Source organism: Cryobacterium suzukii (assembly GCF_004403185.1).
Lineage (GTDB): Bacteria > Actinomycetota > Actinomycetes > Actinomycetales > Microbacteriaceae > Cryobacterium > Cryobacterium suzukii.
The window spans coordinates 24279-47407 of sequence record NZ_SOHJ01000008.1; the positions used below are offsets into that span (position 1 = coordinate 24279).

Annotated in this window: 23 protein-coding genes; 5 read left to right on the forward strand and 18 right to left on the reverse strand. The window is 64.5% G+C overall.

The genetic code is table 11. The features are described 5' to 3' along the window. Window positions 1–27: 27 nt before the first annotated feature. On the reverse strand, window positions 28–1470 hold the full coding sequence (locus E3T39_RS08045) for an anthranilate synthase component I family protein (protein ID WP_134514229.1): 1443 nt from the start codon (window positions 1468–1470) through the stop codon (window positions 28–30). Window positions 1471–1548: 78 nt separating this feature from the next. Between E3T39_RS08045 and E3T39_RS08050 the strand changes: the two genes are divergently transcribed. Beyond that, window positions 1549–2184, forward strand: a complete 636-nt coding sequence (locus tag E3T39_RS08050) for a DedA family protein (RefSeq protein ID WP_134514231.1) — start codon at window positions 1549–1551, stop codon at window positions 2182–2184. A gap of 2 nt (window positions 2185–2186) precedes the next feature. On the opposite strand, the gene cydC is transcribed toward E3T39_RS08050, so the two are convergent. Genes cydC through E3T39_RS08070 form a run of 4 tightly spaced genes read right to left on the reverse strand, consistent with a single transcriptional unit; the run spans window position 2187 to window position 7996 of the window. After that, entirely contained in the window at window positions 2187–3905 is a 1719-nt protein-coding gene (gene cydC, locus E3T39_RS08055; RefSeq protein WP_134514233.1) for a thiol reductant ABC exporter subunit CydC, read from the reverse strand. Further along, window positions 3898–5553, reverse strand: a complete 1656-nt coding sequence (gene cydD / locus E3T39_RS08060) for a thiol reductant ABC exporter subunit CydD (RefSeq protein ID WP_134514235.1) — start codon at window positions 5551–5553, stop codon at window positions 3898–3900. The genes cydC and cydD overlap by 8 nt, the downstream gene beginning before the upstream one ends. A gap of 4 nt (window positions 5554–5557) precedes the next feature. Then, window positions 5558–6562 (reverse strand): cytochrome d ubiquinol oxidase subunit II, encoded by a 1005-nt coding sequence (cydB, locus tag E3T39_RS08065; RefSeq protein WP_134514237.1) that lies wholly within the window; start codon window positions 6560–6562, stop codon window positions 5558–5560. A gap of 21 nt (window positions 6563–6583) precedes the next feature. Beyond that, complete coding sequence (locus tag E3T39_RS08070; RefSeq protein WP_134514239.1) at window positions 6584–7996, reverse strand: cytochrome ubiquinol oxidase subunit I; 1413 nt, start codon at window positions 7994–7996, stop codon at window positions 6584–6586. Between the two features lie 132 nt (window positions 7997–8128). On the opposite strand from E3T39_RS08070, the gene E3T39_RS08075 reads away from it, so the two are divergent. Both E3T39_RS08075 and E3T39_RS08080 read left to right on the forward strand, forming a co-directional pair. After that, window positions 8129–8515 (forward strand): BlaI/MecI/CopY family transcriptional regulator, encoded by a 387-nt coding sequence (locus E3T39_RS08075; protein ID WP_134514241.1) that lies wholly within the window; start codon window positions 8129–8131, stop codon window positions 8513–8515. Window positions 8516–8540: 25 nt separating this feature from the next. Beyond that, window positions 8541–9530: a M56 family metallopeptidase gene (locus E3T39_RS08080; RefSeq protein WP_241979596.1), complete on the forward strand. Its 990-nt coding sequence runs from the start codon at window positions 8541–8543 to the stop codon at window positions 9528–9530. Between the two features lie 12 nt (window positions 9531–9542). Here E3T39_RS08080 and E3T39_RS08085 read toward each other — a convergent pair whose 3' ends face one another. The 5 genes from E3T39_RS08085 to E3T39_RS08105 all read right to left on the reverse strand — a co-directional run bounded on the left by E3T39_RS08085 (window position 9543) and on the right by E3T39_RS08105 (window position 13701). Beyond that, entirely contained in the window at window positions 9543–10496 is a 954-nt protein-coding gene (locus E3T39_RS08085) for an ABC transporter substrate-binding protein (protein WP_134514245.1), read from the reverse strand. A gap of 11 nt (window positions 10497–10507) precedes the next feature. Next, window positions 10508–11251, reverse strand: coding sequence for an ABC transporter permease (locus tag E3T39_RS08090; RefSeq protein ID WP_134514247.1), 744 nt, complete (start codon window positions 11249–11251; stop codon window positions 10508–10510). Then, window positions 11248–11928 (reverse strand): ABC transporter permease, encoded by a 681-nt coding sequence (locus tag E3T39_RS08095; RefSeq protein WP_134514249.1) that lies wholly within the window; start codon window positions 11926–11928, stop codon window positions 11248–11250. Before E3T39_RS08095 ends, E3T39_RS08090 begins: the two co-directional genes overlap by 4 nt. Beyond that, window positions 11928–12845, reverse strand: coding sequence for an ABC transporter ATP-binding protein (locus tag E3T39_RS08100; RefSeq protein ID WP_134514251.1), 918 nt, complete (start codon window positions 12843–12845; stop codon window positions 11928–11930). Before E3T39_RS08100 ends, E3T39_RS08095 begins: the two co-directional genes overlap by 1 nt. A 178-nt stretch (window positions 12846–13023) precedes the next feature. Then, on the reverse strand, window positions 13024–13701 hold the full coding sequence (locus E3T39_RS08105; protein WP_134514253.1) for a TetR/AcrR family transcriptional regulator: 678 nt from the start codon (window positions 13699–13701) through the stop codon (window positions 13024–13026). Between the two features lie 147 nt (window positions 13702–13848). Between E3T39_RS08105 and E3T39_RS08110 the strand changes: the two genes are divergently transcribed. Next, a complete protein-coding gene (locus tag E3T39_RS08110; RefSeq protein WP_134514432.1) occupies window positions 13849–14871 on the forward strand; it encodes an App1 family protein in 1023 nt (340 codons plus the stop codon). Window positions 14872–14903: 32 nt separating this feature from the next. Here E3T39_RS08110 and E3T39_RS08115 read toward each other — a convergent pair whose 3' ends face one another. The 7 genes from E3T39_RS08115 to hisD form a co-directional block, all read right to left on the reverse strand. After that, window positions 14904–15713, reverse strand: a complete 810-nt coding sequence (locus E3T39_RS08115) for an ABC transporter permease (protein ID WP_134514255.1) — start codon at window positions 15711–15713, stop codon at window positions 14904–14906. Continuing rightward, window positions 15710–16522, reverse strand: a complete 813-nt coding sequence (locus tag E3T39_RS08120) for an ABC transporter permease (RefSeq protein ID WP_241979597.1) — start codon at window positions 16520–16522, stop codon at window positions 15710–15712. The genes E3T39_RS08115 and E3T39_RS08120 overlap by 4 nt, the downstream gene beginning before the upstream one ends. Further along, window positions 16519–17331 (reverse strand): ABC transporter ATP-binding protein, encoded by an 813-nt coding sequence (locus E3T39_RS08125; RefSeq protein WP_241979608.1) that lies wholly within the window; start codon window positions 17329–17331, stop codon window positions 16519–16521. The genes E3T39_RS08120 and E3T39_RS08125 overlap by 4 nt, the downstream gene beginning before the upstream one ends. Window positions 17332–17494: 163 nt before the next feature. Then, entirely contained in the window at window positions 17495–18589 is a 1095-nt protein-coding gene (locus E3T39_RS08130) for an ABC transporter substrate-binding protein (RefSeq protein ID WP_134514259.1), read from the reverse strand. Between the two features lie 96 nt (window positions 18590–18685). Then, entirely contained in the window at window positions 18686–19726 is a 1041-nt protein-coding gene (locus tag E3T39_RS08135; RefSeq protein ID WP_134514261.1) for a quinone-dependent dihydroorotate dehydrogenase, read from the reverse strand. A 6-nt stretch (window positions 19727–19732) separates the two neighbouring features. After that, window positions 19733–20254, reverse strand: coding sequence for a transcriptional regulator NrdR (gene nrdR / locus E3T39_RS08140; protein ID WP_134514263.1), 522 nt, complete (start codon window positions 20252–20254; stop codon window positions 19733–19735). 12 nt (window positions 20255–20266) lie between these two features. Beyond that, window positions 20267–21580, reverse strand: a complete 1314-nt coding sequence (gene hisD, locus E3T39_RS08145) for a histidinol dehydrogenase (protein ID WP_134514265.1) — start codon at window positions 21578–21580, stop codon at window positions 20267–20269. 111 nt (window positions 21581–21691) lie between these two features. Here hisD and E3T39_RS08150 point away from each other — a divergent pair, with 111 nt between their 5' ends. After that, on the forward strand, window positions 21692–22213 hold the full coding sequence (locus E3T39_RS08150) for a flavin reductase family protein (protein WP_241979609.1): 522 nt from the start codon (window positions 21692–21694) through the stop codon (window positions 22211–22213). A gap of 111 nt (window positions 22214–22324) precedes the next feature. Here the strand turns inward: E3T39_RS08150 and E3T39_RS08155 are convergent, their stop codons facing one another. Continuing rightward, a complete protein-coding gene (locus E3T39_RS08155) occupies window positions 22325–23110 on the reverse strand; it encodes a lysophospholipid acyltransferase family protein (RefSeq protein ID WP_134514269.1) in 786 nt (261 codons plus the stop codon). Between the last annotated feature and the right edge of the window lie 19 nt (window positions 23111–23129).

Below are 23129 nucleotides of genomic sequence, written 5' to 3' on the forward strand. Positions count from 1 at the left end.
AAGCGCACGTGTACGCGTTCTAGATTACTAGGGCGCGGCGATGCCGAGGCTCGCCAGCAGCGCGGCCGCCTTGATTCGGGTCTCTTCGATCTCTTCGGCGGCGATCGAGAGTGCGGTGATTCCGCCACCCGTGCCGATAGTGGCTCCCGCGCAATCGAGCACGATGCTGCGGATGACGATGGCCAGGTCGGCAACGCCATCCGCCCCGATGTAGCCGAACGCTCCAGAATAAATACCACGCGGACCCCGCTCGAGCGAGTCCAGAATGGCCATCGCGCTCTGCTTCGGGGCACCCGTCATGGAACCGGCCGGAAAACACGCTTCGATGGCGTCGACGACGGTGACGCCACTTGCCAGTTGCGCTTCGATGGTACTAACCAGCTGGTGTACGTGCGGGTAACTCTCCACGGCGAGCAGGCTCGAGACAGCGACGGTGCCGAGCTCGGCGATGCGACCGAGGTCGTTGCGCATGAGATCGACGATCATAAGGTTCTCGGCGCGCTCCTTGTCGCTTCGCGTAAGTTCGACTTTCAGCCGTTCGTCTTCGGCCGCCTCATTCGAGCGTGGGCGGGTGCCCTTGATCGGTTTGGTACGGATGCGTCGATCCCGGCTCACGTGCAGAAACTGCTCCGGGCTCGCGCTCAGCAGCGCCACGTCACCGAAGCGCAGCAAACCGCCGTGGTGGCTCGGACTGCCGGTTCGCAGCCGGCCGTAGGTCTCGACCGGGTGCCACTCGCCCGGCACCTGAATCTCATTGGTCAGACACAATTGGTAAGCGTCGCCGTCGCCGATGACAGCCAGGCAGGTCTCAATCAGGGCGGAATAGTCGGTGGGGTTGTGACGCCAGTGCGCGGCAGCGGATGCCCACGGCGAGGCAGTGCGGGTCGGCGCGGGTGTTAGCTGGTTCACCGTCTTGGTTGCCGTTAGGGCCGCAATGACCTGATCGAACCAGTCGGCGACGGACGCTTCTATCTCGGATGCGCTCGTGCGTGCCACCAGCGTCACCGTACGGTCACCGTGGTCGAACCGGATCATGCGGTCTATTTCGAGCAGGGCGGCATCGGGGTACCGTGACTGGTGCGTGGGCGTACCAACGGTGTTCGCACCCAGTTCGTAGCCAAGCCAGCCGACCCAACCGAGTTCAAACCCGTCCAGGTTTGAAGCAGCGCTTGCCGCTGGACTCTCGCGGGTAAGGTCTCGACGCAGAAACTCGAAGACGGTCTCGTGCGTGCTGAGCGGAGGCGGAGCATCCTGTGGATAAACGTATGTGCTGGTGACCGTTCCCTCCATTACCGAGGCCGTGACGAAGCGGGATCGGGGCGACGCCGCTCCGAGGTAGCTGATGCCGGTGCGCGCGCCAGGGCCGGCATCGAGCCAGAAAGAATACCGGTCGGTACCATAAAGCGTCGTAAAAACTGCGGCCGGGTCGAACCAGTCGGCCAGGAGCTTGCTCTGCACGGTGCCGGTCACCACAACAGCCTAGCTTTTCGGTGCGGTGCCGGCCGGGACGACCTTGTTGAATCGCGCGCGGCACGTAGGCTGGGCACAATGAATGACATCCTCACGTGGATCCTCGACACCGTCTCCGGCGTCGACCCGGTCATTCGAACGCTTCTGGCCGGTGTGGGCATGCTGTTGGAGACCTCGGTGCTGGTGGGGCTGATCGCACCCGGCGACACCATTGTGATCGTTGCGAGCACTGCGGTAGCCAGCCCGGTGCAATTCGTCACCCTGGTTCTGGCCGTGATCGTTGGAGCCCTGGCCGGGGAGAGCATCGGTTTTGCCCTCGGGCACCATTTCGGACCGTTCATTAGGAGCAGCAGGCTGGGCCGGCGCATCGGCGAGCACAATTGGGCTCGCGCGGAGAATTACCTCGAGCGGCGCGGAGGGTTGGCGGTTTTCATCTCTCGGTTTCTGCCGGTATTGCACTCGCTGATCCCGCTCACCGTGGGAATGAGCCGTATGCGGTATGGCACCTTCATGGCCTGGACCGTTCCCGCCTGCGTCATCTGGTCCCTCGCCTACGTGAGCGTCGGCTCGGCTGCGGCGGAAGGTTACCGCGAGTTGAGTGGGCGCTTGCACTTCGCCGGCTACCTCTTTGTCGGCGTGATCGCCCTATTCGTGCTCGCGGTCTTCCTGATCAAGAAGTGGCTGCATCGCCGCGAACTGCGCCACATGGACTGACCTCAGGTGTGCGTTCCGGCACGGGCCGGAAGCGTTACCCTGGCGGTCAGGAGTTCGTCGGGCACCGGGGTATGCGAGATGAGCAGCACTGCTCGGTGCGCATCGGCCGCGGCCGTCAGGATGTCGCGCACGAGGGCATCCGCCCCGACGCTGTCGACATTGGCGGTCGGCTCGTCAACGATCAGCACCGGAAAGTCGGCGAGCAGGGCCCGCGCCAGGGCGATCCGCTGCGCCTGACCGCCGGAGACCAGCAAACCACGCTCGCCCACGCGGGCGTCGAGGCCGCCGCGTGCGCGGGACCACTCCGCCAGTCCGACTCGGGCCAGCACGGCGTCGAGCTCGGCATCGGTGGCGGTATCGCGGGCGAACAGCAAATTCTGGCGGATGCTGTCGTCAAACAACCACGGGCGCTGCTCACACAGTCCGACCACACGTCTCACCTCGCGCTGGGCGAGCAACCGCGTCTCAACCCCGTTCAATCGATACGAACCGGTGTAGTCGAGAAAGCGCACGAGGGTTTGGGCGAGGGTGGTCTTGCCGGCGCCGCTCGGCCCGGCCAGGTGTACGCGGTCGCCCGGTGCCAGCCGCAGGGTCACGCCGGCCACGCCGGGTTCGTGCTGCCCTGGCCAGCACGCACCGAGGTTGGTCAGTTCCAGTACAACCGGACCGCGGGTCAGGTCGGGGGTAAATAAGGTCTGCGGGTCGACCACGTCGACGGGAATCTCCCCCGGTACCGTCGCCGGAACAACGCCGGCGACCCGGGTAGCGCTCACTCGCACCTGCCGCCAGGCCGAGCCTGCGAGGGGAATCATGCCGAAGACCTCGAACACGGCCATCGGTACGAGCACGGCGACGATGACGGTCGGGCCGAGCAGCACGGGGCTGAGCACACCACCGCCGCTATCGAGGGCGGGGACACCAAAATACAGAGCTCCGAGCGTTGCCGCGCCGGCGAACAGCGATACCACCGCCGACTGAACGCCGATCCCGACCGATCGGCGCAGAGTGGCCTTTCGGAGGCGCGCGTCGGTACGCGCGAGCTGTTCGAGACGCGGGCCTAGAGCGTCGAAGGCGGTGAGGACGTCGAGGTTCTCGACGATTTCGAGCACTTCATCGGCGAGGGCGCCGCGCAGTGGTGAGAGTTCACGATCGGCACGTGCGGCGAGTGTGCCGGAGAAGAACGTTCCGAGTATTCCGGCCAGCAGCAGGCAGACGAGCAGCGTGAGTCCGGCAGCCGGCACGATCAGCCAGATGGCGACCACGCTGAGCAGGGCGGTTGTTCCCGCCACGATCAGCGGTTGCACAACGCGCAACGGCAGGTCCTGAAGATCGTCGACATCCCGCACGAGACGGGTGAGCAGGTCACCGCGGCCGGTGCTCGCGAGCCCGGCCGGGGCGATTGGCACGATGCGTCGAAACACGCCGAGGCGCAGCTCGGCGAGCTGCCGGAACGCGGCATCATGGCTGGAGAGCCGTTCCAGATAGCGAAACACGGAGCGAAAGATGGCGAAGGCGCGAACCCCGACGACGGCCATGCCCAGAACCGCGAGGGACGGCATTTCGGCCGCGACGGTAATCAGCCAGGCCGAGCAGGCCAGGAGTGCTACCGCCATGACGGCGCTACCGATTCCGGCCAGCAGCCCGGGAACGAACCAGCGCGGGCGAGGCTGCGCGAGGCGCAATACGTCGCCGATAGGAATGGGGAGCGTGGCCTCAGACATGAGCCAGCTCCTGCAGTTCGATCACGTTGTCGGCGGCCGCCACGACAGCCGGGCGGTGGCTGACGACGATCACAATGCGCCCCTGGTCGGCCAGGCGTCGAAGCCCGACGAGCAGACCGGCCTCGGCGGCGGAGTCGAGCGCCGAACTCGGTTCGTCCAGAATCAGCACGTGGCAATCGGTCGAAATGGCGCGGTAGATGGCCCTGGCTGCGGCGACGCGTTGCGCCTGACCACCCGAGAGACCTTCACCGTTCACCCCGAGAACCGTAGCCGGTGATACCTCGGCGGCACCGGCCCAGCCCAGTGACTTTAAGACCAGCCTCTGGTCGAGGCCGGTGTGATCAGCGGATGCCGCCCCGAGCGCCACATTTTCGGCCACCGTCCCCCGGAATAAGCCGGGGCGCTGGCCGGCCCAGGCCAGCCAGCCGCGCGTCGCGCCGGCCGGCACGGTCACACCATCGAGGGTGAGGGTACCGGTAAAGGGTACGAAACCGAGCAGGGCTGCGACCAGGGTCGACTTGCCGACCCCGCTCACTCCGCGCAGAACGCTGAGCTGTCCGGGAGGAAATTCCGCGTGCACGTGATCGATCACGAGAGTTTCGCCGCGCCGAACGGAGACTCCGTCCAGCAGCAGGGCTCCCGAGCCGAATTGCACTGCCTGGGCGGCGCCATCCGCTCGCGAGATTGCCGGGGTGGTCTCGTCGTCGAGGATGGCGAACAATTCTTCGGCGGCGGCGAGCCCATCGGATGCGGCATGGAATTGCGCGCCGACCTGACGCACCGGGAGAAAAGCCTCCGGGGCGAGCAGCAGAACGAACAAGCCGACGCCGAGCAGCAGGGCACCGTCGATCAGCCGCAGGCCGATAGACACGGCGATGAGCGCGACTGAGAGGCTGGCGGCGAGTTCGAGCACGAACCCGCTGAGGAACGAGACACGCAGCACCGTCATGGTGCGGGTGCGGTATTCCTCGGTGATCGACCTGATTCGGTCGAACTGGCGTCGTTCCCGGCCGTAAATCTTGAGGGTTCCGAGGCCCCCGACCACGCCGAGAAACCCGGTCGACAGACGCTGCAAGGCCTGCCACTGCTCCTGCTGCACCGATTGGGTGACCCGGCCGATGAGAATCATGAAAATGGGAATCAGCGGAATCACGACGATGACGATGAGCCCGCTGATGAGGTCCTGCGAGAGGATGACCGCGATCAGGATGGGTGTGGCGATCATGGTCAGCAACAGCTGTGGCAGGTACCGGGCGAAGTAGTTGTCGAGCGCGTCCAGCCCGGTCGTCACGACGGTCGAGAGTCGCGCACTCTGCCGGGATGCGACCCAGTCGGGGCCGCGCTCGGCGAGCTTGGCCATGACTTTGGCGCGCAGCTGGCTCTTCACCTGGGCGGCGCCACGGTTGGCCGCGACTTCGAGCAGCCAGATGAGCGCCGAGCGCAGCACGACAACGCCGGCGAGGGCGGCCAGGGTCGGCATGATTGTGCGCAGCGGCTCTCCCGCAACGGTGAGCGTGATCGCCCGGGTCAGCAACCAGGCGAACGCGATGACGACGAGCGTTTGCGCCAGGCCCAGCAGCGCGCCGACCAGGAGAAACCGACGCGCTGCATGGGCGTAGCGAAGGAGGCGAGGATCCAGGGGACGCACTGCCTTAGTGAACGGCGAGGTCAATGTGGGCCCGGCCGATCCGCTTGCGGAACACCCAGTAGGTCCAGCCCTGATAGAGCAGAATGACGGGCATACTGATCAGGGCAGTCCAGCTAATCACCCCGAGCGTGTACGTCGACGAGGAGGCGTTCGCGATCGTCAGGCTGTTGGCCGGGTCGTTACTGGCCGGCATGACGTCGGGAAACAATGACGAGAACAGGGTCAGCACGACGAGACCGATCGTGCCGGCCATCAGGCCGAACGCGAGCCGTTCGGCCCCGCGCAGGTTGGCCAGGAACGATGCGATCAGCAGGGCAGCAGCCAGAGCTGCAAAAATAGCGGATGCCACGGTGCCGTACGCCAAGGTCGTCCAGGCCAGGAAGGTGGCCGCGGCAACGATCGTCACGATTTGCGCCTTCGTCGCCAGTTTGCGGGCCCGCACCCGGATGTCCCCCTCGGTCTTGAGCGACACGAACACCACCCCGTGCACGAAGAACAGCAGCAGCGTCGTGATGCCGCCAAGCAGGGCATAGGGGTTCAGCAGGTCGAAGAGGGTACCGATGTAGTCGTGGTTGGCGTCGAGCTTCACGCCGCGCACGACGTTGGCGAAGGCCACGCCCCAGAGCAGTGCCGGAACGGCCGAACCGACGATGATCAGGCCGTCGAACCATTTCTTCCAGGATGATTCGGGACGCTGGTGGCGATACTCAAACGACACACCACGCAGGATCAGCGCCACCAGAATCAGCAGCAGCGGCAGGTAGAAGCCGCTGAACATGGTTGCGTACCACTCCGGGAACGCCGCGAACAGCGAAGCCCCGGCCACAATGACCCAGGTTTCGTTGAGGTCCCAGACCGGTCCGATGGTGTTAATGAGAACGCGGCGATCGGTGTCGTCGCGGCCGAGAAACGGCAGCGACATGCCAACTCCGAAGTCGAAGCCATCGAGCACGAAGTAGCCGATGAACATGAAAGCGATGATCCAGAACCAGAGTATTGAAAGATCCATTGTGTATTTCCGCTACCCGTTCTAGTAGACCGTGACAGTGTGCTTGCGGTCGCCGGATTCGGCGTCCTGAACCGGCGCATCGTCCGGGCCGTTCTGCACGGCCTTCAGGATGAGCTTGAACTCGACCACTGCGAGGATTCCGTAGAGCACGGTAAAGACGATCAGTGAGATCAGGATCTCCACACCGGTCACGCCGGGCGAGACACCGTCCGCCGTGCGCATGAGTCCGAACACGAGCCAGGGCTGACGGCCCATTTCCGTGAAGACCCAGCCGACGCTCATCGCCAGCAACGACATCGGGAAGCTCCAGATGGCCACCTTCCACACCCAGGTGCGCTTTGGGCTCTGCCCCCCACGGGTCAGCCATAGGCCGACGACGGCGACGAGCATGTGCGCGAGGCCGAGACCGATCATCCAGCGGAATGCCCAGTAGGTGATCCAGATCGTCGGCGTGTAGTCGCCGGGGCCGTAGAGAGTGACGTACTGCGCCTGCAGGTTGTTGATGCCCTCGACGGTGCCGTCAAGGGTGTGGGTCGACAGAAAGGAGAGCAGGTACGGAACACGCACGGAGAACAGCTCGTGTACGCCGTCCGGTGTGCCGAGAGTGAAGACGGAGAAACTTGCATTGGCGCCCGTCGCCGTGTGATAAAGCGCCTCGGCCGCCGCCATTTTCATCGGCTGGGCGTCGACCATCACCAAGCCCAGCTGGTCACCCGCGAGGGTGGTGAGCACTCCGGCGATGACCATCATCCAGAGACCGAACTTGAGTGCGGGTCGCATCGTGTCGAGGTGCTGGTTGCGATACAGGTGCCAGGCGGCCACCGAGATGATCAGTCCGCCAGACACCATGAAGCAGGCGAAGATCGTATGCGGGAACGCGGCGACGGCAATGGGGTTCGTGAGCAGTTCCCAGATGCTCGTAAGTTCGGCACGCCCCTTCTCCTCGTTGATTGTGTACGCGATCGGGTTTTGCATGAACGCGTTCGCGGCAAGAATGAAATAGGCCGAGGTGATCGAGCCGGCCACGGTCATCCAGATCGTGGCCAGGTGAATCTTTTTGGGCAGCTTGTCCCAGCCAAAGATCCACAGTCCGATGAACGTCGCTTCGAGAAAGAACGCGACGATGCCCTCAAAGGCGAGCGGTGCGCCAAAGACGTCACCGACGAAACGTGAGTAGTCCGACCAGTTCATGCCGAACTGAAATTCCTGAACGATTCCGGTCACTACGCCCATGGCGACGTTGATGAGAAAGATCTTGCCGAAGAAGTGCGTCAGCTGCAGATATTTCGCCTTATCCGTGCGCACCCACGCCGACTGGAAGATCGCGACAGTAAGCGCCATACCGATCGTGAGTGGGACGAAAAGAAAGTGGTACATGGTGGTGAGACCGAACTGCCACCGGGCGAGGAGTAACGGATCCAACCAGTCGTTCATATGCCCTCCAGCATTTTTGTTCCCAGCACGCACTTTTCTACGCCGTGTAGAAGATTACACTTCTACCCTGTGTAGAAATCGGTTTTTCTACGATTCGTAGAAGTCTCCGTTTTGCGGCGTATTATAAAGAACATGGGATCGCTGGGTGTACTCGAGAGGCTGATGATGGATGTCCTGTGGGATTCTTCGACCCCGCTGACAGCCAATGAACTCAAGGAGTCTCTGACTCATCCAAATTTGTCGAGTACCCCCACGAAGCAGCTGGCAACGACGACCGTTTTGACCGTACTGTCCCGGCTCGAAACAAAGGGCTTCGTCGCTCGTGACCGCGGAGTTCGCCCGCACGCCTACACGGCGGTCATGACTCGCGCCGCACACACGGCGGGTCTGATGCACGAGGTGCTCGGCCAGGTGCCCGACCGCCAGGCGGCGCTGGCCCGGTTCATCGGCGATGTCACCCCGCAGGAGGCCGAGACCCTGCGGCAACTACTCGGCGTCGCGCCCACACACACCGCCTGACCTACCAGCCAACTCGCCGATTCACGTGATCACCGCCGCCGCCCTGCTCGGCGCCATCGCCGTGCTGCTCGCCTGGCCGGTGCCGCTCGTGCTCGCCCGCTCTGCCTGGCCGGCGCGTTCTCCAGCCGTGGCACTCGTACTCTGGCAAGCCATTGCGCTGTCCGGCGGCATGTCCATGATTGGATCGCTGCTCGTCTATGGCCTCGTTCCCTTCGGCGACGCACTGCCGCAGAGCATCGCCGCCCTGGGCGGCGATCTGCGAGCAGGCACCCTTCCCACCGGCACGACCTTCACCCACGTGCTCGCGCTCGGCGCGGCCGTTCTGCTCGGCACGCACCTCCTGCTGAATTTGCTCGCCACCTTCGTGCGGGCCGAGCGGCAGCGCCGGCGTCACCACGCCCTCATCACCCTGCTCAGCGATCCCCTGCGCGGTCAGCCGGGAATGCGGGTCATTGACCATCCCGCCCCGGTCGCCTACTGCCTGCCGCGAGTCGGGCACTCGGCGACGGTACTCTCGAACGGACTGCTCCGACTGCTGGATGCCGACCAGGTACGCGCCGTGATCGCCCACGAGCAGGCGCACCTCGTGCAGCAGCACCACCTGGTGTTGCTCGCGTTCAAGAGCTGGCACAGCGCACTGCCGTGGTTTCCCATCGCCAACCGCGCCGAAAACGCCGTCGCTCTGCTGGTCGAAATGCTCGCCGACGATCACGCCCGCCGAGTCGTGGATGACTACACACTGGCACGCGCTATCGCCCTCGTAGCATTCGCACTCGTCGGGTCTTCTCCCCCGTTAAAGCGCGAAGCGGATGCGGCGGCGCGAGCCGTCGCATCCGCTTCGCGCTCTGGAAGAGCACACGCTGCAGATCCCGAGCATCCGTCCGACCAGGTCGCGCCGCGAGTGTCGCGGCTGGTGAACCCGATCGTGCCGCTCGGCTACGTGGCGACGGCCGGAACACTCGCCGTGTCGGCGGTGCTCCTGGCCGGGCCGGCGCTCATTCTGTTCGCTGCCTAGAGCAGCGCCTCACTACAGAAAACCGTTGGTGGTGAGCCACTCGGTGGCGAGCTTCTCGGGCGAGGGCTTTGCATCGGAGTTGCTCTTTTCGTTCAGGTCGAGCACCCCTTCCGTCGTCAATTTGGCCGACACGGGGTTCAGCAGCGCGGCCAGCTCATCTGAATAGACCGAGGTATTCAGCAGCGGCACCACGTTTTGGGCTGCAATGAGATTTTCCGGGTCTTCGAGGATGACGAGGTTGTTCTGCTTGATCGATGGGGTCGTCGTATAAATGTCGGCTACCTGGATATTCCCGGCCAGGAGGTCGCTCAGGGTACCCGGCCCACCGAAATCGTCGATCGCCTTGAAGGTATAGCCGGTCACGCCGTATACAGACTCGAGGCCGCTCTGGCCGTACGGACGCGTTTGGAACTCGGTGTTAGCCCCGAGGGTAATCGTTGACGCGATGGGAGCCAGGTCAGCGATGGTCACGAGGTTGTTGGCCGCGGCGAATTCGGGCGTTACGACGAGCGAGTCAGCGTCTTCGGCCGGTGCTGCGTCGAGCACCGTGAGACCTTCCGGTTCGAGGGCCGCTGGTAAGGCTGCTTCGATGTCTTCCGACGAGGATGCGCTTGCCGACGGGTCGAGGAACTGGAGTAGGTTACCCGAGTACTCCGGGATCATGTCGATGGAGCCGTCTTTCAGACCGGGGACAAACGCTTCTCGCGAACCGATTCCCGGGTTGTAGTCGACCGTATAGCCGTTGGCCGCGAGAACCTGGCCATAGATCTGCGCGAGGATTTCACTCTCCGCAAACCCTTGCGACCCAATTGTGATCGTCGTTGGATCGGCAGGGGCTGCTGAACCGGGGTCGAGAGGGTCACTGGAACTGCATCCGGCGAGGGCTGCCGTGACGGACAGTGCTAACGCTGCGCCCAGAACGAGGCGACCACGACGCGGGGTGAATGTTCGGTGCTGTGTGAACATGCGACATATCCTTAAGGGTTGGATGGTGCTGGTGAGACGCGCCCGTGCTGCCTTGGTGTTGGCGCGGCGGATTCATCGGTGTGTCGCGTCAGTCCGCGGGCAACCCCGTGCGGAACGACGAGTCGTTGGGCCAGCGCGAGAATCGCATCGACGCAAAGCGCCAAGGCAATGACGAGTATTGCACCGGCGAGGGCGAGCTTGTAATCGCGCAGCGCGAGACCCTCGATGAGGAAACGGCCGAGGCCAGTCAGGCCGACGTAGCCGGCGATTGTGGCGGTCGCGATCACCTGAAGAGTCGCTGAGCGAATGCCGCCGAATATGAGCGGCATCGCCAGGGGCATCTCGACCTTGAGCAGAATCTGCCACTCCGTCATACCGATCGCCCGAGCAGCGTCGATGGTCTGGCGATTAACGGCTTCGAGGCCCGAGTAGGCACCGGCTAGAAGCGGCGGAACGGCGAGAATGACGAGCACGACGATGAGCGGACCGACCCCGAGACCGGTGTAGAGAATAATGAGGAAGATCAGCCCGAGCGTCGGAAGTGCGCGAGCCGCGCTACTGACAGCGACGACCGCGTTGCGCCCGCGCCCGGTGTGTCCGACCAGCAGCCCAAGCGGGATGCCGATGACGACGGCGACGGCCATGCTCAGGCCGGTGTACCAGAGGTGGTCGACGAGGCGGGACAGGATTCCATTGGAACCGGCCAGGTTGGCCGGATCAAACAAGAAATTAAGGGCGTCCAGAAATAGGTTCATGCGGTCACCGCCGCCGAGGCCGACGTCACGGAGCGGCGGCGTGGTGTCGCGCGCGTCCAGGGCATGAGCAGACGGCCCACGAGCACCAGAATTGTGTCAAAGACCACGGCGACAATAACGGTGAATGCGATTCCGATCAGGATTTCCCCAGGAAAGTCACGTTGGTAGCCGTTGATAAATAGATAACCCAGGCTCTGGACGCCGATCAGAGATCCGACGCTGAGCAGGCTGACCGTGCTGACCGAGACAACACGGAGACTTGCCAGCAATACGGGCCCAGCGAGGGGGAATTCGACGGTCCAGAACCGTGACACCGCCGAAAACCCGACGGCGGTGGACGAGGAGATGACGTCCCTCGACACCGAGGAGAACGCATCCGCTGCCCCGCGTACCATCACCGCAATCGCGTAGACGCAGAGCGCTACAACGACGTTGGCCTCGTCGAGAATGCGAGTGCCAAGAAGAGCTGGGAGGGTCACGAACAGGGCCAGCGACGGAATACTGAAGAGGACTCCGCCCAGGGTCAGCAGAATGGTGCGCGCAACCGTGTACCGGTTCGCGAGCCAGCCAAACGGGATACAGACGATGAAACCAACCACGATCGGGATGATGCTCAGACGGACATGATCAGCTGTCAGCCTGAGTACCAGATCGAGGTTGTCCCACAGCCAGACCATCAGGCATCGCCCGCCTGATCCGTCTTGTTCGACACGCTGCGAGCCAGGGAATCCGTGTTCACTCCGGCACCCGCGCCGGGCAGAACGCCCCCCGGTGCCTCGATTACACCGGCGACGTAGCCGGCACCATCGACGAGAACGACATCGTCGCCGGAACGAGCGACGCTCGAATCAACGGCCAAGCGTCGCTTTCCGCGGTCTGCTCCGATGAAAGAGGCGACAAAGTCGCTTGCCGGGTTGGCCAAAATCTCTTTCGGGGTTCCGACCTGAGCAATCTGTGCGCCCTTCTCCAGGATCACGACCTGATCGCCAAGCAGGAACGCCTCGTCGATATCATGCGTCACGAAAACGACAGTCTTGTCCAGGTCGTGTTGCAGGCGAAGCAATTCCTGCTGAAGGTCGTCGCGCACGATCGGATCGACCGCACCGAACGGTTCATCCATAAGAAGAATGTTCGGGTTCACCGCCAGGCCGCGGGCGACGCCGACACGCTGCTGTTGCCCGCCAGACAACTGGCTGGGATACCGGTAGGCGAGTACCCGATCGAGACCTACCGTGTCCAGCAATTCCATGGCTTGCGCGTGGGCATCCGCTTTCTTGACGCCCTTGAGGAGAGGGACGGTGGCAACGTTGTCGATAACGCGACGGTGCGGAAGAAGTCCGGAATTCTGCATGACGTATCCGATACTGCGCCGCAATGCAACGGCCGACCCGCTTGCGATATCGACTCCGTCGATCGCGATAGACCCACTCGTGGGATCGATCATGCGGTTGATCATGCGCAGCAGTGTGGTTTTGCCACAGCCCGATGAGCCGACGAAGACGGTCGTCTTGCGGGAAGGCAGCACAAGGCTGAAGTCTTCGACGGCGAGGGTGCCGTCGGGGAACCGTTTGGTCACCGAGTGGAATTCAATCATCCTGGTGGCTCGCTCCTCGTTTTTTCGGGTCAATACAACCAGATGCTAACCCAATCACTATTTCGGGCGACAGGCAAAACACATCGCGAACAAAGATTTATCTATAAGCGAACAGGCGCGGCCCCGCGGTACAAAAAAGCCGGGCACCCCCAGTGGGGTGCCCGGCTTTCAGCGGGTATTACGACGCAGTGGCGAGAAGATTCAGCGCCTGCGGGCTATAGAAGCGGTCGAGGTAGTCGCGCATGACCAGGCGGCACTCGGCGATGAAGCGCTCGTCACCGATCGGATCGGTGTGGAAGGCGCGGGCGAGCAGCGCGTCTGCCATTTCGACGGCGACTCCGAGTCGAAAGATCAAATCGTCGCCGGCTGGCAGATCGAACTCGTTCACGAGAACATCGGCGAGGCGGCGGGCGAAGAAGTCGGCATCCGCAACGACGTCGGCGACGGGAGCACCGTCGCGGTCGTCGAAGTTCACAATGCGAAAGCCGGGCTCCGTACGATAAAGGCCGACAAAGGCGGTGACAACACAGTCCACGGCGTCCCACCAGGAGGTGAGGGTGCTGGCACTGAGTTCGTCGACGACACGCTGCCGAAAACGCACCACGGCACGCTCGTGCAGTGCGTGCAGAACAGCCACCCTGTCGGGGTAGTAGCGATACACGGTACCGATGGATGCACCGGCGCGTTCTGCGACCATCGCGGTCGTGATGCGGTCGAAACCGACCTCGTCCACAACGGCGGCGGCCGCATCGAGCAAACCGGACAGACGTGCAGCACTGCGCTGCTGAATCGGCTCTGTGCGCACCTGTTGTGGTGCTGCACCGGTCTCTTCACCTAATAGGCCACCAAGCGACATGTATCCCCCTTGAAGATAAGTCACCATCCTACGGGGTAAAACCCTTTTTTCACAGGCTTGATCGGGGGATGCACAGCAACGTGGCAGAATGAAGGAGTGCCAGAGTCCCCAGACGCCACTCCGCGTGCACCCAGTCCCGAGCGAATCATGCACCGTGCGGCTCGCATCGAAGACTGGCTCCACGACCATCGCGAGCATTCCGCCCGTCGCCGCGGCTACCAACCCACCGTCATCCCGTATACCGGTTACGGCTCGACCGCCTGGGTACGCATCCTCTGCCGAGTACTTCTGACCAAGCCGGAAAAGCCCGCGAAACGTCAAAAACGCCCCCGAGCGGATGGCCGTGACGCGGGCATTCGAGGCTGGCGGAGCTTTACGAGTGTGCCAGTCAACGATGTCACCGTCACGATTGAGATCGACGGGCAGACGCATCGTGTTCAGGCGGATCGCGGCGGGGTCGTCGATACCGTGGTTCCTGTGTCGCTGCCCGCCGGGTGGCACGTTGCCCGACTGCATACCGAGTTCTCGAACGTGGTCGAAGCCCCGATCTTCATCGTGGCACCCACGGTCGCCCTCGGCATCGTCTCCGACGTCGACGACACCGTGATGGTCACCACACTCCCTCGCCCCCTACTGGCCGCCTGGAACACGTTTGTGCTCGACGAGCACGCCCGGGTACCGACCCCCGGCATGGCGGTGTTTCTGGAGCGTCTGGCGTCGTTCACCCCCGGCGCCCCGGTTATCTACCTCTCTACCGGCGCCTGGAATGTGGCACCCACCCTGTCGCGTTTTCTCTCCCGCAACCTGTATCCCGCCGGGGCGCTGTTATTGACCGACTGGGGACCAACGCACGACCGCTGGTTCCGCAGCGGCAGTGCCCACAAACGCGAGAACCTCCGCCGACTCGCTGAACAGTTTCCGCAGATGCGCTGGATTTTGATCGGCGATGACGGCCAGCACGACGAGGCCATCTACAGCGACTTTCAACGCGACTATCCGGGCAGCGTAGCAGCCGTGGCCATCCGCCAACTCTCCCCGAGCGAAGCGGTACTCGCCGGCGGTCGCTCGCGCGATGCCGTGCTCATCGAGGGCGGCCCTGAGGGCCCCTGGGTCTACGGCCCGGACGGCTCCAGCCTCTCCAATCAGCTCGCCGAGCACGGGCTGTTGTAGCCACGCAAGAAAGTCCTCGACAGTACAGCGCGTCAGTTTGCTGTGCTCGCCTCCATGCTCATACGACGCAGCACCAGGTTCTCGACGACCTGGGCCAGGCCGTAGAGAACGAGGGACACAATGGTGATCGCCACGACCGATGCCCACACCTCGGAATTCTGTACCTTGGCAACCGCGGCAACAATCGAGTTGCCGAGCCCTTGACCGGTCGTGAGCCATTCGGCCAGCAGCGCGCCGGTGATAGCTCCGGGTACCGAGATCTTCACCGCCGCGAAGAAGGCCGGCAACGAGCTGGGCAGCGCCACCATGCGCAGGCTCGTGAAGGCGCTGCCGCCGTAGACAGTGATCACGTCGCTGATCTGCGGTGACGATGAGCGTAGCCCGAAGGCAATGTTTACCAGCGCCGGAAACAGCACCACGATGGCGCCCATCACCACCGTGGTGGTCAGCCCACGACCGGTAATGAGGCTGATGATCGGCGCGAGAGCCACGAGCGGAACCGAGCGCAGCAGCAGGGCTATGGGCATGAGGGCGTGCTCGATCCCCCGCGACAGGGTGAAGACCACGGCGAGCAGCAGGGCGCAGGTGAGGCCGGCGACGAAGCCGAGAAAGGCGTCGCCGAGGGTGACCATAAGGTTGCCAAGAATCAGGGCGCGATTGTCGGCGGCGTCGGGTACGGTCACGAGCCAGGTCCACACGTCGAAGGGCCCCTTGGCCAGGAACGGCGAAATGTTTAGCAGCAGCAGCAGTCCCTGCCAGGCGAGCAGAACCAGAACCAGCGTGATGAGTCCGGTCAGCAGACCACGCAATACCGTCGTGAGCGCTACCCGGGCAAAGCTCATCGGCTGCTCCGTCCGGTCGTCCACGGTGTCGCAAAACGCAGGATGACTGCGAAGATTGCGTAGCCGAGCCCCGCAGTGACCCCGGCGACGAGCGCGAGGCTCCAGACCCGGTCGACATTGGCCGTTGATCCGGCCACGAGCATGGCGATACCCAGTCCCCGACTGACCCCGCCGAGATACTCCCCCAATATCGCACCGATGAACGCGGCTGGCGCTGCGACCTGCAGCGCCGTCAGAACGCTGGGGAGCCCGGCGATCAGGCGCACCTTACGCAGCTGGGTGAACTTGCTGCCGCCGTAAACCGTGATGAGATCGAGGCTAGCGGCGTCCGCTGCCTTGAGGCCGACGAGCGAACCAATGACCGTCGTGAAGAACACCGACATGGCGGCCAGGAACACGGCCGTTCCGGCCGGGTCGCCCGCGCTCGGCGCCCCGATCACGATGTACGCGATGGGGCCGATGGCCACGATCGGAATGCAGTAGGTGATCACGGCTACCTGCATTGCGATCTTCTCGATGCGCGGCAGCAAGAGCACGAGCGCCGCGAGGGCCAGGGCGAGCCCATTGCCCCAGGCGAAGCCGATGAGTGCTTCGAGCACGGTGACGCTGACGTGCGGTAGATAGAACGCCGGGCCGTCGTTGACGAGCTGCACGACCACATCCAGCGGGGTCGGCACCGCTCCACCGGGGAGCGAGCCGACCTCGGCGAAAACAGTGACGGCGCTGATCCACCACAGGGCGATGATGATCCCTCCACCAACCAGGCCGGTCGCCCAGGCGGGCAGCGTGCGCAGTGAACCTCGGATCACTGGTCGTCGCCCGCCACGGCCGCATCGCTGAACAGCAGGTCGGAGGCGCGGTCGTGCAGGGCGTGGAATTCGGGAGAACGCATCATCTCGGGCAGCCGGGGGCGTGGGAGGTCGACATCGATAACTTCCTTCACCCGACCGGGACGTGCGCTCATGACGGCGACGTGGTCGGAGAGGAAGATGGCTTCGGCGATGCCGTGGGTGACCATGAGGGTCGTGGCCGGCTTTTGAGTCCAGATGCGCAGCAGCTCGAGGTTGAGGCGTTGCCGGGTCATGTCATCGAGCGCGCCGAAGGGTTCATCGAGCAGCAGCACCGAGGGCTTGAGCACGAGCGACCGGGCGATCGACACGCGCTGCTTCATGCCGCCGGACAGCTGCGCCGGCTTGGCATTCTCAAAGCCCTGCAGGCCGACGAGTGCGACCAATTCGTCGATGTACGCATCGTCGACGGGAATGCGGGCCACCTCGAACGGTAGGCGAATATTCGAACGTACGCTGCGCCAGGGCAGCAGGGCGGAGTCCTGGAAGGCGATCCCGAGTTGGTGCCCCTGCCGCAGTTCTTGCGGGCTCTTGCCGTCGACCCTGGTGGTGCCGCTCGTGGGCTGTTCCAGACCGGCCAGGATGCGCAGAATGGTCGACTTTCCACAACCGGACGGCCCGAGCAGCGAGAGAAAGCTGCCTTTGTCGGTGTGCAGGTTGGCGTTGTCGAGGGCAACGACTTCTTTGCGCCCGACCGCGAAGACCTTATGCAGCTGGGAGATGTGCAGGCCGGTGCCCGCGGCTTCGTTCCTGGAACTCGGGCGGGCCACCGAATCACGAACTCCAGCGTCAGTACTGTTCACGTGATTCGCTCCTTGGCGATAGCAAGACTGGGGTGGTTTGTAGTGCAGGGTCAGGTGCTGCCTCACGTTCCCGCGCGGCATCCGCGCAAACGCTGACGCGCTCCGATGGTGCGCGTCAGGCTGCTGCGTGCTACGGCTGGTTACCGTAGGCGAGAAGGTCCGGGTTCTCGGCGTAAACCTCTGCGAGCAGGCTCAGGTCGAACAGCTGGTTCGCCGTGATCGTCAGGCCGGTCGCAGTGAGCGTGTCAATGCTTTGCTCCTGCAAAGCTGTGCTGATCGAGAACAGGCCGTTGGCGAGGGTCTCCGAGCTGACAACGAGGTCGCTGGACTGAATTTCGGCCTGTCGGGTCTCCTTCTCGATGGATAGGTCGAAGGTCGGCCCGTAGGTGTCGACGGTCAGTTTCGCAGCGGCATGGGGGTCGTTGATCGCGTCGGTCCAGCCGCGAATCTCGGCGACGAGGAGGGCCTTGAGCTTTTCGCGGTCATTCCTGATCGCGTCGTCGGTGACCGTGAGGGTCTCGGAGACGAACGGCAGGCCGAAGTCGGCCAGCGGCAGGTTCACCGGGTTGAGTCCGTTGAGTTCCGCGTCAATGGACTCGTTGGTGAGGTAGGAGAACCAGCCGTCGACCTCGCCGGTGAACAGCGCGGTCGGGTCGTACTGCACCGGCAACGTCGTCAGCGAACTCTCCTCGATGTTGTTGACCTTGAGGAAGGCTTCCCACAGGCTCAGGTTGCTTGCCTGCACGCCGATGGTCTTGCCTTTCAGATCGTCGAGGGTGGCAATGTTCCCCTTGTCGGCGAGAGAAAGAATAGTGAAGGGGTTCTTTTGGTACGTGGCGCCGATGATCTTGAGCGGCGCGCCCTCGTTGGCGACGATGGTGCCGGTGGAGATCGCATTTCCGATGCCCATGTCGGCATTTCCGGAGATGACGGCGGCTTCGATGGACGCGGGGCCCTCGATCATGTCGACCGTGTCGAACCCGGCGTCGGTGAAGTAACCATTCTCGTCGGCGAGATACTCGCCCATAAACTCAGCGTTCTTGATCCAGCTGAACTGAATGCTCGCGTCGCCGAACGATGCACTCGCGCCATCTGCCCCTGTTCGATCCGCGTCCCCGCTGCCCGCGCAAGCAGCGAGGGAGAGCGCGAGTACGGCGGCGACCGCGACTCCGCGCGCCACCCGGGTTACCGATCGATGGTTGAACGAGCCTCTGGATGCTGTCATTGCGGAGTTCCTGTCGGGTGCAAGGGCGCTGTGGAGTTACAGCTGCTGTGGTTTTGTCGAACAAGTTTGACGCGCGGCCGACGCGAGTGTTTCCGTTTATTGGCTCGTTCCGGCCAGGATGCGGTCGAGCCCGCGGTTGATCTGGCGCGCCCAGAGCGGACCACGGTACAAAAACGCCGTGTAGCCCTGCACCAGGGTGGCCCCGGCAGCGAGTCGCTCGGCGACCTGAGCGGCCGTGTCTACCCCGCCAACGGAGATGACGCAGAAGTCGGGCGGCACGACAGCACGGATCTGCTGCAGGATGGCGAGCGACCGGGTATGCAACGGAGCGCCGGACAGGCCGCCGGCCCCGGCAGCGACGATGGTGGCGGCATCCGTTTTCAAATCGGCGCGCGAGATTGTGGTGTTGGTGGCGATGATGCCGTCGAGGCCGAGTTCGACGGCGAGGGTCGCGATGCGCGCGACCTCGGCGTCCGCCAGGTCTGGTGCAATCTTGACGAGCAGCGGGGTGGTGCCGGCAGCTCGCTTGACCGCGGTGAGCAACGGGGCGAGCTGGTCCAGCTCCTGTAGTCCGCGCAGCCCTGGGGTGTTGGGTGAACTCACGTTGACCACGAGGTAGTCGGCGAGGGGGGCGAGGGTTTCGGCGCTCTGCAGGTAGTCGCCCGTGGCGTTCTCGACGGCGGTCACGCGGCTCTTGCCAATGTTGATGCCGAGCACCGGGCGCCCGGCACGTGCCCGTACCCGGGTGAGTCGGGCGACGGCAGCGGCGGCGCCGTGGTTGTTGAACCCCATGCGGTTGATCACCGCGCGGTCAGCCACGAGTCGAAACAGGCGCGGTTTCGGGTTTCCGGGCTGGGCTACGGCCGTCAGCGTTCCGACCTCGACGTGACCGAACCCGAGCTGGCCAAGGCCGATCACGGCCTCGCCGTCCTTGTCGAAGCCAGCCGCTACGCCGAACGGTGACGCAAAGTGCAGGCCGAGGGTGTTCACGCTGAGGTCGGTGCGCGGACGCGTCCATCGGTGCACAAGATGGCCAATGCCCAGCGCCGGCAGCAGCCGAATGACGGTGAAAGCGAGGTGATGAGCGCGCTCGGGGTCCATCCGGGTGAGCACGAGCTTGAAGAACAGCGGATACATCCGGCCCTACCGTTTGGTGGCGGCAGGGCCGACAACGGGCGCGCCGGCTGTCGACCCTGCGCTTGCGGTTTTCGAGCGTCCTGAGTGCTCTGTGCGCAGCTGGGTAATGGCGCTCTCGAAGTCATCAAGCGAGTCGAAGCCCTGGTAGACGCTCGCGAATCGCAGGTACGCGACCTCGTCGAGGTCGCGTAGCGGCGGCAGAATGGCCAGGCCTATGTCGTTCGCATCGACTTGGGAGGCGCCCGTCTGGCGGATGGCTTCTTCGACTTTCTGGGCCAGCATAGCCAGATCGGAGTCGGTGACGGGTCGTCCCTGACACGCTTTGCGTACCCCGGAGACGATCTTCTCGCGGCTGAACGGCTCAACCACGCCGCTGCGTTTGATGATGTTCAGGCTCGCTGTCTCGGTGGTGCTAAAGCGGCGGCCACATTCCGGGCACTGCCGGCGGCGGCGAATCGACAATCCGTCGTCGCTCGTGCGCGAGTCGACGACTCGGGAATCGGGGTGGCGACAGAACGGGCAGAACATGGTGCTACCAGCCTAGCGTTCGGCCGAAAACCGGGCAGCCACAGCGTCGCCGTGTGCCGGCAGAGCTTCGGCGTTCGACAACGCCGCAATGTGATCGGCGACAGCTTCGAGCGCCTCGCGGCTGTACCGCACGACCTGCTGCGGTCGAAGGAAGGTGTAAGCGCCGAGTCCCGACGAGAACCGGGCTTGTCCTCCGGTTGGCAACACGTGGTTGGAACCCGCGACGTAGTCTCCGAGGCTCACCGGCGAATATGGGCCGAGAAAAATTGCGCCGGCGTTTTCGATGTCGGCCAGCACCGCATCGGGGTCGCTCGTCTGAATTTCGAGGTGCTCCGGTCCGAAGGCGTTGCTGAACCCGGCGGCAACCTGCAGGTTATCGACGAGCACGATCGCCGACTGGCGTCCGCCGAGCGCTGCGGTCACCCGTTCGCTGTGGGTCGTGGATGCTGCCAGCTCGCCTAGTCGCGCCGCCACCGCGTCGGCGAGTTTCACCGAATCGGTCACGAGCACGGCGGCTGCGAGTTCGTCGTGCTCGGCCTGGCTGACCAGGTCGGCGGCGACGAGCAGCGGGTCGGCGGCGGCATCCGCTATCACCAGGATGTCGGTGGGGCCGGCCTCGGAGTCGATGCCGGCCTGCCCACGAATAAGCCGCTTGGCGGCGGCGACGTAGACGTTGCCGGGGCCGGTGACGATCTGCACGGGCTCGAGGCCGATGTCAGCCACCCCGTACGCGAGGGCACCGATAGCGCCGGCGCCACCCATGGCATAGATCTCATCGACACCGAGCAGTGCGGCAACGGCGAGGATGGTCGGGTGTACCCGGCCGTCAAAGTGGCTCTGCGGCGGCGAGGCCAGCGCTATCGACCGCACGCCGGACACCTGCGCGGGCACGACGTTCATCACCACGCTCGAAGGGTAGACGGCCTTGCCGCCCGGTACGTAGAGGCCAACTCGGCTCACCGGCTGCCAGCGCTGGGTGACGGTGGCTCCAGCTTCGATCGTGGTCGTCAGGCGCGGCGGTACCTGCGCGGCACTGGCCAGGCGCACTCGACGGATGGTCTCGGTGATGGCGGTGCGCACGGCCGGATCGAGTCCCGCGACGGCGTCGGCGATGTGGCTGGCGGGAACCCGCACCTGGCCTGGGCGCACCCGGTCGAGGCGCTCAGCCTGGTCGAGCAGGGCGACCTCGCCACGCTCGCGCACATCGGCGATGAGCTCGGCCGCAATGTCGGCAGCGACGGCGACGCTCGTGGCGGCGCGCGGTACGGCAGCCAGGAGGGAGGCCGGTGTTGGCTCGGTCCCGCGAAGGTCAATAGTCTGAATCATCGTGACCCAGCCTATCCGGCGCGAGCCGTAACCATCAGCGCACGGGAATAGGCTGAGGGTGAAATAGATTGTTGGTTGAGTATGCAAAGCAACGTTGAACCCCCAGTGACTCTGCCAGTCCCCCCGCCGCTCGCCGCCGATCCCAATGCCCCAGACGACCTCGCCGCGTTCAAGCATGCCTTCCGCCGTCATGCTGCCGGGGTCGCCGCCATCACGACCCTCGCCCCCGACGGAAGCCCGGTCGGTTTCACGGCCACCTCCCTCGCGTCGTTGTCCGCGGTTCCCCCGCTCGCGACGTTCAATATGGCCCGGTCGGCAAGCTCATGGACCGCGATCGCCGCCGCCGAACGCGTCGTCATTCACATGCTCGGAGCGCACAACCGCGGCGTCGCCGAGAAGCTCGCCGGGCCGCACGGCGATCGTTTCGTCGGTGAGCACTGGCGGCCCGGCCCCTACGGACTTCCGGTGTTGGAGGGGGTCACCAGCTGGATGGTCGGTCGCATCGTGGAACGGGTGTCGGTACACAACAACGCCGTCGTGGTCGTGCAGATCGAGGGCGGCGGTATGGGCCCAGATGATGAGGCCTTGCTCTACCACGAGCGTACCTACCGGGTTCCGGGCGCCCCCGTCTAGAGCCGTCTCTCCTCCATACGGATCGCGGCAGAGCCCGCTGGCGCGAGGTGCCCCTTGGCCCCATCATCTGCGGTCGGGCGTTCCAGGGTCCGGCCTGGTCGAGCCGCGCGGCTATTTGTGGCCGGGGAGCTTTTCGGCAGCCTTGCGGCGCCGGCGTTCGGCTTCGACGACCGCGGCCTCTGCCGGGGTCGGCGCGGTCCCGCCGAGGTGCGTCGGCTGCCACCACGCTCCGGCGCCCGGCACCGCATACTCGGTCTGCACGGCGTCGACGAGGGCCTGGAGGGTGTCGTGCAGCCGCAGGGTGGCGATCGCAACGTTGTTGTCCGCCGGGTCGGCGCCATCCGCTGAAAAAGGCTGACCGAAGCGGATGCTGACCGGCACGCCGACCCGCTCCCGGAGTGTCGACCGGTGGTTCTTGGTCATCAGCCGATGCCCGCCCCACACGGCGACCGGAATGATCGTCACGTTCGCGGCCTGCGCCATGCGCACCGCGCCGGTTTTGAGCTCCCGCACCGTGAATGAGGCATTGACGCCGCCCTCGGGGAAAACACCGAGAAGTTCGCCGTCACGGAGGGCGTCGACGGCCTGCGCGTAGGCCTCCCCGCCGCTCTCCATGTCGACCGAAATGTGCTTCATGCCGCGAAGCAGCGGTCCAACCAGCGGCTGGTCGAAGGCGCCCTTCTTAGCCATGAAGCGAATGTGGCGACGATTGTGCCGCCAGGTGATCCACTCGACCAGGGCGAAGTCGAGGTAGCCGAAATGGGTGATCGCGAGTACCGCACCACCGGTGGCCGGCACATGTTCGAGGCCGGTCACGGTCGGGCGCACCCGGAGCAGTCCAAACAGGGCGCGTCCAGCGCCGATCGCAGTCGAATAGATCGGCTCTCGTTTGTGCATGTAGCCAGCCTAGGCGCTC

Excerpts from the sequence above, each read along its gene's own strand:
- E3T39_RS08050 (WP_134514231.1), top strand. The coding sequence starts at position 1,549 with ATGAATGACATCCTCACGTGGATCCTCGACACCGTCTCCGGCGTCGAC.
- cydC (WP_134514233.1), bottom strand. The coding sequence starts at position 3,905 with ATGTCTGAGGCCACGCTCCCCATTCCTATCGGCGACGTATTGCGCCTC.
- cydB (WP_134514237.1), bottom strand. The coding sequence starts at position 6,562 with ATGGATCTTTCAATACTCTGGTTCTGGATCATCGCTTTCATGTTCATC.
- E3T39_RS08070 (WP_134514239.1), bottom strand. The coding sequence starts at position 7,996 with ATGAACGACTGGTTGGATCCGTTACTCCTCGCCCGGTGGCAGTTCGGT.
- E3T39_RS08075 (WP_134514241.1), top strand. The coding sequence starts at position 8,129 with ATGGGATCGCTGGGTGTACTCGAGAGGCTGATGATGGATGTCCTGTGG.
- E3T39_RS08085 (WP_134514245.1), bottom strand. The coding sequence starts at position 10,496 with ATGTTCACACAGCACCGAACATTCACCCCGCGTCGTGGTCGCCTCGTT.
- E3T39_RS08090 (WP_134514247.1), bottom strand. The coding sequence starts at position 11,251 with ATGAACCTATTTCTGGACGCCCTTAATTTCTTGTTTGATCCGGCCAAC.
- E3T39_RS08095 (WP_134514249.1), bottom strand. The coding sequence starts at position 11,928 with ATGGTCTGGCTGTGGGACAACCTCGATCTGGTACTCAGGCTGACAGCT.
- E3T39_RS08100 (WP_134514251.1), bottom strand. The coding sequence starts at position 12,845 with ATGATTGAATTCCACTCGGTGACCAAACGGTTCCCCGACGGCACCCTC.
- E3T39_RS08105 (WP_134514253.1), bottom strand. The coding sequence starts at position 13,701 with ATGTCGCTTGGTGGCCTATTAGGTGAAGAGACCGGTGCAGCACCACAA.
- E3T39_RS08110 (WP_134514432.1), top strand. The coding sequence starts at position 13,849 with ATGCACCGTGCGGCTCGCATCGAAGACTGGCTCCACGACCATCGCGAG.
- E3T39_RS08115 (WP_134514255.1), bottom strand. The coding sequence starts at position 15,713 with ATGAGCTTTGCCCGGGTAGCGCTCACGACGGTATTGCGTGGTCTGCTG.
- E3T39_RS08130 (WP_134514259.1), bottom strand. The coding sequence starts at position 18,589 with ATGACAGCATCCAGAGGCTCGTTCAACCATCGATCGGTAACCCGGGTG.
- E3T39_RS08135 (WP_134514261.1), bottom strand. The coding sequence starts at position 19,726 with ATGTATCCGCTGTTCTTCAAGCTCGTGCTCACCCGGATGGACCCCGAG.
- nrdR (WP_134514263.1), bottom strand. The coding sequence starts at position 20,254 with ATGTTCTGCCCGTTCTGTCGCCACCCCGATTCCCGAGTCGTCGACTCG.
- hisD (WP_134514265.1), bottom strand. The coding sequence starts at position 21,580 with ATGATTCAGACTATTGACCTTCGCGGGACCGAGCCAACACCGGCCTCC.
- E3T39_RS08155 (WP_134514269.1), bottom strand. The coding sequence starts at position 23,110 with ATGCACAAACGAGAGCCGATCTATTCGACTGCGATCGGCGCTGGACGC.